The organism is Pseudomonas sp. AAC (assembly GCF_000725445.1).
GTDB lineage: Bacteria > Pseudomonadota > Gammaproteobacteria > Pseudomonadales > Pseudomonadaceae > Pseudomonas > Pseudomonas citronellolis.
Genome location: NZ_KL647095.1, coordinates 654,512 through 667,802, shown reverse-complemented (window position 1 = coordinate 667,802; position 13,291 = coordinate 654,512). Strand labels below are relative to the sequence as shown.

The following is a 13,291-nucleotide window of genomic DNA, read 5'->3' as shown; positions in this document are numbered from 1 at the left end:
CTCGTTCTTTGCCGTAGTCGTTGATGGCATTTTTTAGTCAATTCCAGAAAAACCGGTACCTTCAGCCACGTTCTGCTCTCCATGTATGGTAGACGTCAGCAACGTTCGACACCAGCCTTCACCATACTTGTGTATCTACTCCTAGACATCGGGTAAGATGGCAAAAAATCATCATTTTTGCGGCTACACACAGGGAATTGAGATGGCTGAATTCGAACTAATCCCCGATGACCAACAGGAAAACTAGGATGACATTTCCGCACCGGTATCATTCAAAGATGCCGTAGTTCTTAATGCTGACTGGACTATTGAGACAATTAATCTCCAAATCCAGAAGGGCAATATTGATCTGCAACCCGGTTTTCAGCGTCGAGTCGCTTGGGACGACGAAAGAAAGAGCCGACTCATTGAGTCAATTATTGTAGGACTCCCCGTACCAAACATTGTTCTTGCAGAGAACAAAGACTCGCGCGGAAAGTTTATCGTTATCGACGGTAAGCAGCGACTTGTTGCGGTGAGCGAATACATGCAAGGCACATACAAGCTTAAAGGCCTTGACATGCGACCCGATCTTAATTCGAAGGCATTCAATGACCTGCCTCAAGAAGATCGCGAACACTTAGAAAACGCAACCATTAGGTCGAGCGTTATTCGAAACTGGAAGGACGAAAACTTCCTCTACGTCACCTTCTTCCGCCTAAATAGTGGCAGCTTGCCACTCTCCCCGCAAGAACTTCGCAAAGCATTGATTGGCGGCAATCTCATTAGCGCCATCGACGACTACATGCTAGGTAGCACTCCGTTCAAAGCCGTATTTGGAGATGGCTTGGACAAACGAATGAGAGATTCGGAATTGGTTCTACGATTTGTTGCGTATGACCGCTCCTTAGCCGATTATCGAGGTGACTTCAAAGAATTTCTCGATAACAACACTCGCTACTTCGAAGATGACTGGGATAACAGATCCCCGCAGATAAAAGATATCTTCCAACGACTAGACACTGCTCTTGACGCAGCACACAAAATATTTGGTCAAGATGCATTCAAGAAGTGGATTGGCGATAAATACGAGCGCGTTATAAACCGCGCGGTATTTGACTGCATATCCCGCTTCTTTGCGCAACCAGACGTAGCGGCCGAAGCAATTGCTCGTCAAACAGAAGTGGTCGACGCCTTTAAGGCAGTTTGCCAAGTTCAAGCTTTTAAAGACTCCATTGAGAAAACACCTAAAACGGTTACGGCGACTTTCCAGCGCGTTGACCTTTGGGGCGAGCAACTGGCTGCCTGTCTGGGAAAAGCTTTCGATAAAGTTGCGCATAGGATCGTTTAACCTATGCCAACCCCATGTGCCCACTTTGCTCACCTAGAAACAAGGCTTACTGATCTTCGGGCTAAATTCTTAGATGATCAGATTAAGGCTGAAACAGCTAATCCAACTACGTTCTCGCCTGACCTGGATAGTATCGCTGCATTCAGACTCCTAATGCACGCGGAGTTTGAAGACTTCTTGGAGCGCAAGGCGAAAGAAAATCTAGACAAAATAAACACCAAACTATTAATATCGGCAACTGGATCGTCTCGAGTTTTCCCAGAGTTATTTTATATAGCAACTATAGTAAACCGTCCACTTGACCCGTCAAATGTATTTGACGCAACGGCTTTTAAAGGCCATATCTCAAGCTTGATCGGAACTGCGAAAGGCATTATCAAAGAAAACAATGGCATCAAGGAAGGATCATTTAATGCCTTGTCTGTTTTCGCCGGGAAGACAGCAGACGAAATCGACTCGACTCTTTCAGCAAGCCTTAACAGCTACGGAAAAAAACGAGGCGACGTTGCACATCAAAGCATAAGACACTCTACGACCATTAACGCACCTAGCGCTGAGTTCGCCTCTGCAAAAGACTTGGTCGACGGACTCGCCTTATATTTTGATCTGACGAGCTAAACTCTCAGCGCGCATCCTACCTTCTCGACGAGCACCAAACCGGCGCTCGTCGAATTTTGGAATTCCTGTATAATAAACAGTCCCCTTAGCAAGGCCTGCCGACACTTCAGACTTGTTTTTGCTACAGACTCCCACTCCGTCATCTCGTCACGACTAATAGCCTCAAAATAATACAGCACCATATTTATTATTTCAGCGCCACGTATATCACGTTGACTCTGCCGCAGGACTAAATATGGACAAATTTACTTTCCCTACTCTATTTCTTGAGGGACATGTAGAGTCCTGCCCCTTTCCTATAACTTAGCGCACAGAAATCCAAGTTAATTTAAACCTCATCATCAGGACTGAGCTGTCCGGCAACAGGTAAGCTCTCTCCAGTCAGCAACCACCACCGATACTGCGGATAAAGCTCCCCAAGCCGCTCCAACTCCTCAGCACCAATGCGTGCCCTTCCCCGCTTGATGCTCTGCCAGCGCACGTAGTCCTTGCTGTTCACCTCAGCCAAATCCTTCAGACTCGTCTGCTCCAGCAAGAGCAGCGCTCTATCGGCCATGCCTTGCGCCATTAAAAAATTCCGTTATGGAGTATTGCCATAAGCGCAGATTTATGGAAATAATCCATAAATCATCGCGATCCCAAGTCCGATGAATACTGACGGAACAGGCGTTGAACTGGAAGACTGCTGCCCAGGATCGGCTTGTTCCTGCCCCTGAGTTTCCATCACGGAAGGAGACACCAATGCCCCATTTCGACACCTCCACCGCCCTCGCACTGCTGGGCAAGACCATCCAAGCGGACCTGACCTTGAAAGACGCGCCGTATCTTGAAAGCTATCGCGGTCGCGTCGTCGGGGTGGCCCTGACCGTGGAGGATGAGCCCCCGTACTTTCTGGTGCGCAATCCGGCTGAGCCGCAGCGCTTTCCGGAAGAATTGTTATGGAGCGATATCCACAGACTGCAGGTAATCGACGACGAGACGCCAGCCAGCGAAACCTGAAAGTTATCGCAGCGAAGACAGAATAATCGGAGGGAAGTGGCGGAAGGCAGTGAGAGTCGAACTCACCCAGGAACGGCTGCCGTCCCCCACCGGGTTTGAAGCCCGGCCACGCCACCGGGCGTGATTGCCTTCCATATTGATCTACAAGGCTTTTTCGCCAGCTTCCGTTGCCGACTCCGGCGGAGTGTCGAAGAAGTGTCGAAAATTCCTGGACGCATCACCGCCCAGAACAGCGATGCCGTTTCTTCCATCAAGAGCAACGGCCATTTCAATCACGGCTCATAGTCTTCCGGCGGCTCGAAGCAATGAAGCCTGCCATCCAGCCAGGGATCGACTATATCCACTTTCAATGTGCGGATGTAGCTTTGGAAGCGCGAGTCCTTATGCGCATGAGGGCCGAATACGGACAGCATCAAATAACGGTTTTCCGGGAGGTCCTGCGCATAGAGCAGCCACAGGTCATGCTCGGACTCGCTGTCTTTCACGGTGCGTTTGAAGGGATCGCCGATTTTGCTCCAGCGCAGCAGGACCACTCGGCTATCGGTCAACTGGACATGGCCGAAAGGCACCTGCCAAAGAGAGGCATCACGCCCCCAATGGGACGGATGAATATCGCAGACCTTCAGGTTGTAGAAATCGACGTACAGGTCGTGCCAGGCGGGGAGGTTCATGAAGCTGTCGGTTACGAAGACTCGCGCAATCGACACGCAACCTCACTTAGAGTCCGGAAGCTTCCCGGTCTCGACAAAGTATTGATATTGGGCGTCCCCGGCACGCGCGGCCTGTTCCACGACCGCGAGCGGATCACGCGCGCCTTTCTTGGTCCTGGGCTTGGGCTTGCCGGTAGGTTTGGCCGCGGGCCGGCCAACAAGGTGCATCACCATAAAATCCCTCCTGAAACGGGGATTGCAATGCTCACCATGGTAAGCGCTGCTGCTTTTTTGAGCAATCAGACCTGCCTTGCCGCCATTGGCCTGCAGTCTTGGTGATCACCATGATGGCGGCACTCAGGCAGTTCGCTCTGCATTGACGCCTGCCCCGAGTGCCAACGCCGAATCCTCCCGAACCCTTCTCTCATTGCCGAACCGCCGGGTAAAGCCGATGCGGTCGAAGTATTCCAGTAGCTGGATGCTGCGCTTGCGGCCTATGCCGATGCGGTCGCGGAAGGCGGCGGCGCGGATCAGGCCTTGTTCGGTGTGGAGTTGCAGGGCTTGTCGGGCCAGTTGGCGGAGGGTTTCGTCGGGGTAGAACAGGTCTTTCACCACCTGGTGCAGTTGGCCGAGGCGGGCGAGTTTGCGTAGCAGCAGGCGCATGGCGGCTTCGTCGACTTGCAGTTCGCGGGCCAGGTCGCGGGTCCAGGGGGGGTCGTAGGCGCCGGCTTGCAGCAGGGGGCGGATGCGTTCGCGCAGGGCTTCGTCTTCGGCGCCCAGTTGTACGCGGTGGTCCGGCAGGTGCAGCCAGGGGCCGCTGCTTTCCACGGTTTTGCTGGCCAGGGCCTGTTCCAGCAGGGCGATGAAGATCGGGCGTTCCAGTTGCGCGAAGGCGTAGCGGCGCAGGCGGTCGCGGTCGGGGCCGAGTTCGTCGGGTTGTTCGGCGTGGAAGCGGGCCAGGGCTTGCAGCAGCTGTTCGCCCAGGGCATGCCAGCGTTCGGCGGTGAACAGGCGCGGGCCACCGCGGGTGGGGATTTCCAGCAGTTCGGCGGGCAGTTGCCAGCTTGCCCGGGGGCGGTTGAATTGGCGGGCCAGCAGTTTGGGGTCCAGGCCGTTGTCGGCGTGTTGCAACAGCACCGGCAGGGCCTGTTCCAGGCCTTCGCCGCGCAGGGCCTGGAGTTGTGCCAGGCGCTCGGGGCTGCGGCGGTTGCGGGCCGGGGCGAAGGGGTCGAGCACGCGGCCGCCGCCGAGGGTGCGTTGGGCGGATTGGTCGCGCAGCACCAGGCGGTCGCCGTGCACGGTTTGCACGGGAGCGTTCAGCACAAGCTGCGCGAAGGCCCGTTCGCCCGGCGCCAGGCGTTCGTCTTCCAGCAGGGCGACGCGGCCGGTCACGTCCTGGGCGCCCAGGTGCACGTGCAGCGGCGTCCAGTGGACCAGGGCGCGGGGTTCGCCGGGAAGCAGTTGCAGGTCGATGTCGATGCGGGTGGTGGGCGCGTGCAGTTCCGGCGCCAGCAGCCAGTCGCCGCGTTTCACCTGGTCCGGGCCCAGGCGTTCGCCGGCGATGTTGACCGCCACCCGCTGGCCGGCGTGGGCCTGTTCGGCGGCGCGGTTCTGGGCGTGCAGGCCGCGCACACGCACCGGGCGGCCGGCGTTGCCCAGCTGGAGTTCGTCGCCCACCTTCACGCTGCCGGAGAAGGCCGTTCCAGTGACCACCAGGCCGGCGCCGCTGACGCTGAAGGCGCGGTCCACGGCCAGGCGGAAGCCGCCCTGGCTGGAACGCTCACGGACCTCGCGGGCAGCCGTGGCCAGGGCCTGGCGCAAAGCATCTACGCCCTCCCCCGTGACGCTGGAAACCGGGTAGATCGGCGCGCCGGCCAGCGGCCCCTGCGCCAATAGGCTTTCCACTTCGGCGCGGGCCTCGGCCAGGCGCTGCGGGCTGACTCGGTCGGCCTTGCTCAGGGCCACCAGGGCGCGGGGGATGCCGAGCAGTTCGACGATGGCCAGGTGCTCGCGGGTCTGCGGCATCACGCCGTCGTCGGCGGCCACCACCAGCAGCACCAGGTCGATGCCGCTGGCGCCGGCCAGCATGTTGTGGACGAAGCGCTCGTGGCCGGGCACGTCGATGAAGCCGGTCAGCGCGCCGTCGCCGAGGTCGGCGTAGACGTAGCCCAGGTCGATGGTGATGCCGCGTTCGCGCTCGGCCGGGCGGCGGTCGCCTTCCACGCCGGTGAGCGCGCGCAGCAGGGCGGTCTTGCCGTGGTCGATGTGCCCGGCGGTGCCGACGATCAAGCCTCGCCCTCCGCCAGCAGCGGCAGTTGCGCGAGGAAGGCGACCTCGTCGTCGAGCTGGCGCAGGTCGAGCCACAGGGTGTCGTCGTCGATGCGCCCGAGCACCGGGATGGGTAGGCCGCGCAGGCGTTCTTCCAGTTCGCGCAGGGCGCGGCCGCGCAGGCGTTTGTTGCTTTGCGGGCGCAGCGCCAGGGCGGCGCTGGGCAGGCGCGCCACCGGCTGGGCGCCGCTGCCGATCATGCCCAGGGCGGCTTCCGCGCTTACCGCCCAGCCGGCGCCCAATTGCGCGGCGAGCAGCGGCGCCAGGCGCGCGGCCTGGGCCTGGATGACGACCTGCGGGCGGCTGAGCAGGCGCAGGGTGGTGAGGCGTTCGGCCAGGCGATCGGGGTCGCGGTACAGGCCGAGCACGGCTTCCAGTGCGGCGAGGGTCAGCTTGTCCACGCGCAGGGCGCGCTTGAGCGGGTTCTTCTTGATCCGCCCGATGAGTTCCCTGCTGCCGAGGATGAGCCCGGCCTGGGGGCCGCCGAGGAGTTTGTCGCCGCTGAAGGTGACGATGTCGGCGCCGTCCTTCAGGGCTTCCTGCACAGTCGGTTCCTTGGGCAGGCCCCAGCGCGTCAGGTCCACCAGGGTGCCGCTGCCCAGGTCTTCCAGCAGCGGCAGGCCGTGGGCGTGGGCGATGCCGGCGAGGTCGCGGGTGGCGACGCTGGCGGTGAAGCCCTGCACGCTGTAGTTGCTGGTGTGCACGCGCATGAGCAGGCCCGAGCGCGGGCCGATGGCGGCTTCGTAGTCCTTGGCGTGGGTACGGTTGGTGGTGCCGACCTCGACCAGTTTCACCCCGGCGCGGGCCATGATGTCGGGGATGCGGAAGGCGCCGCCGATCTCGATCAGTTCGCCGCGGGAGATGATGCCTTCCTTGCGCGCGCCCAGGCTGTTGAGCGCCAGCAGCACGGCGGCGGCGTTGTTGTTGACCACGGTGACCGCCTCGGCGCCGGTCAGTTCGCGGATCAGCCCGGTGATGAGGTCGTCGCGGTCGCCGCGCTTGCCGCTGGCCAGGTCGAATTCCAGGTTCAGCGGGTAGCGCGCGGCCATTGTGATGGCTTCGATGGCTTCGTCCGGCAGCAGGGCGCGGCCGAGGTTGGTGTGCAGCACGGTGCCGGTGAGGTTGAACACCCGGCGCACGCGGCTGGCGTGGTGCGCGGCCAGGCGTTCGCCGGCGCGGCCGGCGAGCACCGCTTCGCTCAGTTCCACGGCGGCGAGCTGGCCGTGGCGGGCCGGCTCGCGCAGTTCGTCGAGCAGGTCGCGCAGGGTGCCGAGCAGGGCTTCGCGGCCGTAGCGCTGTTGCAGGGGTGCGCAGGCCGGGCTGCGCAGCAGGCGGTCGATGGAGGGCAGGCGGGCGGAGGTCATGCGCGGTCCTGTCTGGTGCTTCGAGGGTTGGGGAGGCGATGGGTATCGTCGCGGGCTCCTCAACCCATCCTACGGGGGTCTGGATGCAGTCTAGGTCAGTCTGCGTCGCCGGGGGACAGCAGCAGGTTGGGCGCGCTGCGCAGGTAGCCTTCCTCGGCCAGGCGGATGTCCAGGGCCAGGCTGGCGAGGTCGTCGGCCTGGGGCTCGGCGGCTTCGTCGTGTTCCAGGTAGCACTGCTTGAGGTAGGCCTGGCAGTTGGGGCAGACCTCGGCGCGCAGCGGGGCGTGGATGACCTCGCGGCTGTCGCTCTGCTGGGACAGGTAGAACAGGCCCTTGCTCTGCCGGCAGTGGCTGCACTTGATGCGCACGTAGTGCCACTGGCAGGAGCACAGCGAGCAGGCCAGGTAGCGCAGGCCGTTGTACTTGCCGCGGTTGTGGATGACGCCGGCCACCGGCGGCGAGCCGCAGGCCGGGCACAGGGTCTGTTCCTCGCGCTCGCTGAGCAGGCCTTCGGGCAGGCGCAGCAGCCAGTGGCTGAAGGCGACCTGCAGGGTGGCGCCGAGGAAAGGCACCAGGGCCGCCGGCAGCAGGTCGAACTGGCCGTTGAGCAGGGCCAGGGCCCAGGCCTTGTGCTGGCCGGCGTCGGCCTTGCGCAGTTGTTGCAGGGCATCGGCGATGGGGCTGGCGGGGCTGGTGGCGAAGGCCTGCAGCAGCGGGTCGAGCAGCGCCAGCCAGGCGCCTTCGCGCACCAGCACTTCGAAGCCCAGCGGCGGCATGCCGTGCTCGACGCTGCGGCGCAGGGCGGCTTCGTCGGGCATGGGCAGCGGTGGCGGGTTGTCGAGCAGGTGCTGCTGGATGTCGCAGAGTTCGGCCAGCAGGTTCAGGTAGTCGCCCAGGGGGTGGCCTTCGGCGAGCTGGCGCAGGCGCTGGCCACGCAGGGCGAAGAGCTGCGGCGAGGGCAGCTTGAGGAAGGGGGGGATGTTGGCGGCGGCTTCGATCTGGCCGGGTTCGAGGATTTGGCCTGGCACGCAGGACTCCTTGGTCGGTGGTTTCAGGGATGGGGCGAATCGTCTGGATCAGCCGCCTTTCCCTCTCCCTGGCCCTCTCCCTGAAGGGAGAGGGGATTGTTCGGTGCATGGGTTGGATTACTGTGCTCGTCCCATTGATGGGTATCGCTGCGCTCAACGCCATCCTACGGGGGGTGTGGGCCCGCTCAGTGGCCCTCGCCCTTGTCCACGCTTTTCAGCCAGGCGGCGTGGTGCTTGCGGGCCCAGGCGCGGCTGACCCAACCATAGAGCATCGCGCCCATGGAGCCCTTGACCCAGATGCCGGCGTAGATGTGCACGATGATGCTGCTGATCAGCACGAAGGCGGCGAAGGCGTGCAGCAGCGCGGACAGGCGGATGACCTCGATGCCGAACCAGGCGCTGAAGTACTGGCGCCAGATCACCAGGCCGGTCACCAGCAACACCAGCATGCACAGCAGCAGGGTCCAGAACAGCAGCTTCTGCCCGGCGTTGTAGCGGCCCACCGCGGGGAGGTTCTCCTCGTGGTTGCCGACCACGTCGCGCCACTGCTTCAGCCATTGCACGTCGCTGCGGTCGAGCAGGTTGTGGTGGGCGAAGCGCAGCACCAGGCCGAGGAAGAACACGAACATCGCCAGCCCCAGGAAGGGGTGCAGGATGCGCGTCCAGGGCCCGCCGCCGAACAGGCTGCTGAGCCAGAACAGCGCCGGGTGGAACAGCGCCAGCCCCGACAGGCCGGCGAGGATGAAGAAGATCGCCACCAGCCAGTGGTTGCTGCGCTCGTTGGCGGTATAGCGTTGGATGTCTTTTTTCATGCTGGGCTCCTCTGAGGGCCGACGAGCGCCCTCTCCCCATCCCTCTCCCCGACGGGAGAGGGGGCTGTTCGGTGCATGGGCTCAACGCGGGTCGCGCGGGTCATAGCGGTGCACCGAAGGGTCGACCTTGTGTACCGGCGCCTCCGGGTCCGGCCCCGGCTGCTCGTCCTCTTCCGTGCGGTTGGGGCCGATGCGGGTGTAGTGGAAGAACCCGGCGAGCACCACCGCGCCCATGGCCAGCAGGCCCAGCGGCTTGGTGATGCCCTTCCACAGGCTGACCAGCGGGCTGATGGCCGGCTTGTCGGGCAGGCCGGCGTACAGCGAGGGCTGGTCGTTGTGGTGCAGCACGTACATCACGTGGGTGCCGCCGACGCCTTCGGGGTCGTACAGGCCGGCGTGCTCGAAGCCGCGCGACTTGAGGTCCTCGATGCGTTCGGCGGCGTGCTCCTTCATGGCGTCCTTGGTGCCGAAGACGATGGCGCCGGTGGGGCAGGTCTTCACGCAGGCCGGCTCCATGCCCACGCTCACGCGGTCGGAACACAGGGTGCACTTGTAGGCCTTGTGGTCCTTCTGCGAGATGCGCGGGATGTTGAACGGGCAGCCGGTGATGCAGTAGCCGCAGCCGATGCAGTGGTCCTGGTTGAAGTCGACGATGCCGTTGGCGTATTTCACGATCGCCCCCGGGCTCGGGCAGGCCTTCAGGCAGCCCGGCTCGGCGCAGTGCATGCAGCCGTCCTTGCGGATCAGCCATTCGAGGTTGCCGGCCGGGTTCTCGTGCTCGGTGAAGCGCATCACCGTCCAGGAGTCGGCCGTCAGGTCCAGCGGGTTGTCGTACACCCCGTGGTTGTGGCCCACCTCGTCGCGCAGCTCGTTCCATTCCGAGCAGGCCACCTGGCAGGCCTTGCAGCCGATGCACTTGGACACGTCGATGAGCTTGGCCACTTCCTGCTGGTTGCGCACCGAGGGCATCGGCGTGGTGGTGGCCGAACGGGCACTGATGTCTTGCGTGCTCATGCCTCACCTCCGCTGATTTTCTCGACGTTGACCAGGAACGACTTGAACTCCGGCGTCTGCGTGTTCCCGTCGCCGACGAAGGGCGTCAGGGTGTTGGTCAGGTAGCCGTTGCGCGCCACCCCGGCGAAGCCCCAGTGCAGCGGGATGCCGACGTGGTGCACGGTCTTGCCGTCGACCTGCAGCGGGCGGATGCGCTTGGTCACCACCGCCACGGCCTTGATGTAGCCGCGGTTGGAGGAGACCTTCACGCGGTCGCCGGCAGCGATCCCCAGTTCCTTGGCCAGTACCTCGCCGATTTCCACGAACTGCTCCGGCTGGGTGATCGCGTTCAGCCGGCAATGCTTGGTCCAGAAGTGGAAGTGCTCGGTGAGGCGGTAGGTGGTGGCCGCGTAGGGGAACTCGTCGGCCTTGCCGAAGACTTCCATGTCGTTCTTGAACACCCGCGCGGCCGGGTTGCTGGTGGCCTTGGGGTTGTCCCTGTGCAGCGGGTTGATGCCGATGGGCGTCTCGAACGGCTCGTAGTGCTCGGGGAAGGGCCCTTCGGCCATCTTGTCCACGGCGAAGAAGCGCGCCACCCCCTCGGGGTTCATGATGAACGGGTTCATGCCCGCTTCCGGCGGCACGTCGGGCTTGTAGTCGGGCACGTCGGTGCCGCCCCAGGCCTTGCCGTTCCACCACACCAGGCGTTTCTTCACCGGGTCCCACGGCTTGCCGGCAAGGTCGGCCGAGGCGCGGTTGTAGAGGATGCGCCGGTTGGCCGGCCAGGCCCAGGCCCAGCCGAGAGTCTGGCCCATGGCGTAGGGGTCGGCGTTGTCGCGGCGGGCCATCTGGTTGCCCTGCTGCGTCCAGGAACCGGCGAAGATCCAGCAGCCGCTGGCGGTGCTGCCGTCGTCGCGCAGCAGGGCGAAGCCGGGCAACTGCTCGCCGGCCTTGGCCAGGACCATGCCGTTCTTCGGGTCCACCAGGTCGGCCAGGGCCTTGCCGTTGTACTCCTTGGCCAGCTCCTCGGGGCTGGGGTCGTCCGGGCGCTGGTAGGGCCAGTCGAGGCCGAGGATGGCGTCGGGGAACTTGCCGCCCTCCTTCGCGTACAGCGTGCGCAGGCGGTGGAACAGCCCGGCCATGATGGCGATGTCCGGCCGTGCCTGGCCCGGCGGTTCGCCGCCCTTCCAGTGCCACTGCAGCCAGCGCCCGGAGTTGACGATGGAGCCGTCCTCCTCGGCGAAGCAGGTGGTGGGCAGGCGGATCACCGTGGTCTGGATGGCCTTGGTGTCGACGTCGTTGAAGTCGCCGGCGTTGCGCCAGAACTCCGAGGTCTCGGTGGCCAGCGGGTCCATGATCACCAGCCACTTGAGCTTGGCCAGCGCGGCGCCGACCTTGGCCTTGTTGGGGAACGAGGCGATGGGGTTGAAGCCCTGGCAGAAGTACCCGTTGACCTTGCCCTGGTACATCATGTCGAACACCCGCAGCACGTCGTAGCCGGCGCCGGGCATGTCGAGCTTGGGCAGCCAGTCGTAGCACCAGTTGTTCTCGGCCGTGGCGGCCTTGCCGAACCAGGACTTCATCAGGCTGACGTGGAACTTGCCGTAGTTCTGCCAGTAGGACAGTTGCCCCGGGCGCAGCGGCTTGCTGGTGCGCTTGGCGATGTAGGCGGCGTAGTCCTGCTCGGCGTCCATGGCCAGGGTCAGGTAGCCCGGCAGCAGGTTGGAGAGCAGCCCCAGGTCGGTCAGGCCCTGGATGTTGGAGTGGCCGCGCAGGGCGTTGATGCCGCCGCCGGGCATACCGATGTTGCCCAGCAGCAGCTGCACCATGGCGCCGGTGCGGATCATCTGCGCGCCCACCGAGTGCTGCGTCCAGCCCAGGGCGTACATGATGGTCATGGCCTTGCCGGGCGCCGAGGTCTCGGCGATCTCGGCCCAGATCTTGAGCATCATGTCCTTGGGCGTGCCGCAGATGTTGCTGACCACGTCCGGCGTGTAGCGGCTGTAGTGCTGGCGCATCAGGTTGAACACGCAGCGCGGGTGCTGCAGCGTGGGGTCGACCTTGGCGAAGCCGTCCTCGCCGCGCTCGTAGTTCCACGCGGACTTGTCCGGGTAGCTGCGCTTCTCGGCGTCGTAGCCGTTGAACAGGCCGTCCTCGAAGCCGAAGCCTTCCTGCACGATAAAGGCGGCGTCGGTGTAGTGCTCGACGTACTCCTTCTGGTACTTGCCGTTCTCGATCAGGTAGCTGATCAGGCCGCCGAGGAAGGCGATGTCCGTCCCCGTGCGGATGGGCGCGTAGTAGTCGGCCACCGAGGCCGAGCGGGTGAAGCGCGGGTCCACCACCAGCAGGCGCGCCTTGTTGTGCGCCTTGGCCTCGGTCACCCATTTGAAGCCGCAGGGGTGCGCCTCGGCCGCGTTGCCGCCCATGATGAGGATCAGATCGGCATTCTTGATGTCGGTCCAGTGGTTGGTCATGGCTCCACGGCCAAACGTCGGGGCAAGACTTGCCACCGTCGGGCCGTGTCAGACACGCGCTTGGTTATCGAACCCCAGGATGCCGAGGGAACGCACCACCTTGTGGGTGATGTAGCCCGCTTCGTTGGAAGACGCCGAGGCGGCCAGGAAGCCGGTGGTCAGCCAGCGGTTCACCGTCTGGCCCTGCTCGTTCTTCTCGATGAAGTTGGCGTCGCGGTCGTCCTTCATCAACCGGGCGATGCGGTCCAGCGCCTCGTCCCATTCGATGCGCTTCCACTCGCTGGAGCCGGGCTCGCGGATCTGCGGGTACTTCAGGCGGTTGGGGCTGTGGACGAAGTCCAGCAGGCCCGCGCCTTTCGGGCAGAGGGTGCCGCGGTTGACCGGGTGGTCGCCGTCGCCCTCGATGTGGATGATGTTCTGGGTGACGTTCTTGGCCGCGTCGCCCTGGCTGTACATGAGGATGCCGCAGCCTACCGAGCAATAGGTGCAGGTGTTGCGCGTCTCGGTGGTGCGTTCGAGCTTGAAGTGGCGGATCTGTTCGGCAAAGGCCTCCGGGGGCGTCATGCCGAGGGCCGCAAGGCTTGATCCTCCAAGGCCGACGGCGGCGACCTTGAAGAATTGCCGACGGTTCATATCCATCGTGCGTCTCCTGATCAGGCAAAGGGCGCCCAGTACCTGGCCAGGCGCCTCTGTTT

11 protein-coding genes and 1 tRNA gene are annotated in these 13,291 nt (G+C 63.2%); 3 read left to right on the top strand and 9 right to left on the bottom strand.

From position 1 onward, the window contains the following. Positions 1-253 precede the first annotated feature (253 nt). Positions 254-1,330 (top strand): GmrSD restriction endonuclease domain-containing protein, encoded by a 1,077-nt coding sequence (locus FG99_RS31150; protein WP_218187145.1) that lies wholly within the window; start codon positions 254-256, stop codon positions 1,328-1,330. A 3-nt stretch (positions 1,331-1,333) separates the two neighbouring features. Then, positions 1,334-1,948 (top strand): hypothetical protein, encoded by a 615-nt coding sequence (locus FG99_RS31990; protein ID WP_141766219.1) that lies wholly within the window; start codon positions 1,334-1,336, stop codon positions 1,946-1,948. A 328-nt stretch (positions 1,949-2,276) separates the two neighbouring features. On the opposite strand, the gene FG99_RS08425 is transcribed toward FG99_RS31990, so the two are convergent. Beyond that, the gene (locus tag FG99_RS08425) at positions 2,277-2,516 is read right to left on the bottom strand and encodes a hypothetical protein (protein WP_043268776.1); all 240 of its coding nucleotides are present in this window, start codon (positions 2,514-2,516) and stop codon (positions 2,277-2,279) included. A 173-nt stretch (positions 2,517-2,689) separates the two neighbouring features. Here FG99_RS08425 and FG99_RS08420 point away from each other — a divergent pair, with 173 nt between their 5' ends. Beyond that, a complete protein-coding gene (locus tag FG99_RS08420; RefSeq protein ID WP_043268774.1) occupies positions 2,690-2,947 on the top strand; it encodes a hypothetical protein in 258 nt (85 codons plus the stop codon). A 37-nt stretch (positions 2,948-2,984) separates the two neighbouring features. Here the strand turns inward: FG99_RS08420 and FG99_RS08415 are convergent. The 8 genes from FG99_RS08415 to fdnG all read right to left on the bottom strand — a co-directional run bounded on the left by FG99_RS08415 (position 2,985) and on the right by fdnG (position 13,235). Next, positions 2,985-3,080, bottom strand: a tRNA-Sec gene (locus tag FG99_RS08415). Between the two features lie 139 nt (positions 3,081-3,219). Next, entirely contained in the window at positions 3,220-3,618 is a 399-nt protein-coding gene (locus tag FG99_RS08410; RefSeq protein WP_135499953.1) for an uS10 family ribosomal protein, read from the bottom strand. 336 nt (positions 3,619-3,954) lie between these two features. Beyond that, positions 3,955-5,886: a selenocysteine-specific translation elongation factor gene (selB, locus tag FG99_RS08405; protein WP_043268770.1), complete on the bottom strand. Its 1,932-nt coding sequence runs from the start codon at positions 5,884-5,886 to the stop codon at positions 3,955-3,957. Continuing rightward, positions 5,883-7,289, bottom strand: a complete 1,407-nt coding sequence (gene selA, locus FG99_RS08400; RefSeq protein ID WP_043268768.1) for an L-seryl-tRNA(Sec) selenium transferase — start codon at positions 7,287-7,289, stop codon at positions 5,883-5,885. Before selA ends, selB begins: the two co-directional genes overlap by 4 nt. A gap of 95 nt (positions 7,290-7,384) precedes the next feature. Continuing rightward, a complete protein-coding gene (gene fdhE / locus FG99_RS08395) occupies positions 7,385-8,317 on the bottom strand; it encodes a formate dehydrogenase accessory protein FdhE (protein ID WP_043268766.1) in 933 nt (310 codons plus the stop codon). Positions 8,318-8,502: 185 nt separating this feature from the next. Beyond that, positions 8,503-9,129 carry a formate dehydrogenase subunit gamma gene (locus FG99_RS08390; protein ID WP_043268765.1) on the bottom strand — a complete coding sequence of 209 codons (627 nt, stop codon included), beginning with the start codon at positions 9,127-9,129 and terminating at the stop codon, positions 8,503-8,505. Between the two features lie 81 nt (positions 9,130-9,210). Next, positions 9,211-10,143 carry a formate dehydrogenase subunit beta gene (gene fdxH / locus FG99_RS08385; RefSeq protein ID WP_043268763.1) on the bottom strand — a complete coding sequence of 311 codons (933 nt, stop codon included), beginning with the start codon at positions 10,141-10,143 and terminating at the stop codon, positions 9,211-9,213. Continuing rightward, entirely contained in the window at positions 10,140-13,235 is a 3,096-nt protein-coding gene (fdnG, locus tag FG99_RS08380; protein ID WP_156060054.1) for a formate dehydrogenase-N subunit alpha, read from the bottom strand. Before fdnG ends, fdxH begins: the two co-directional genes overlap by 4 nt. Positions 13,236-13,291: the final 56 nt, after the last annotated feature.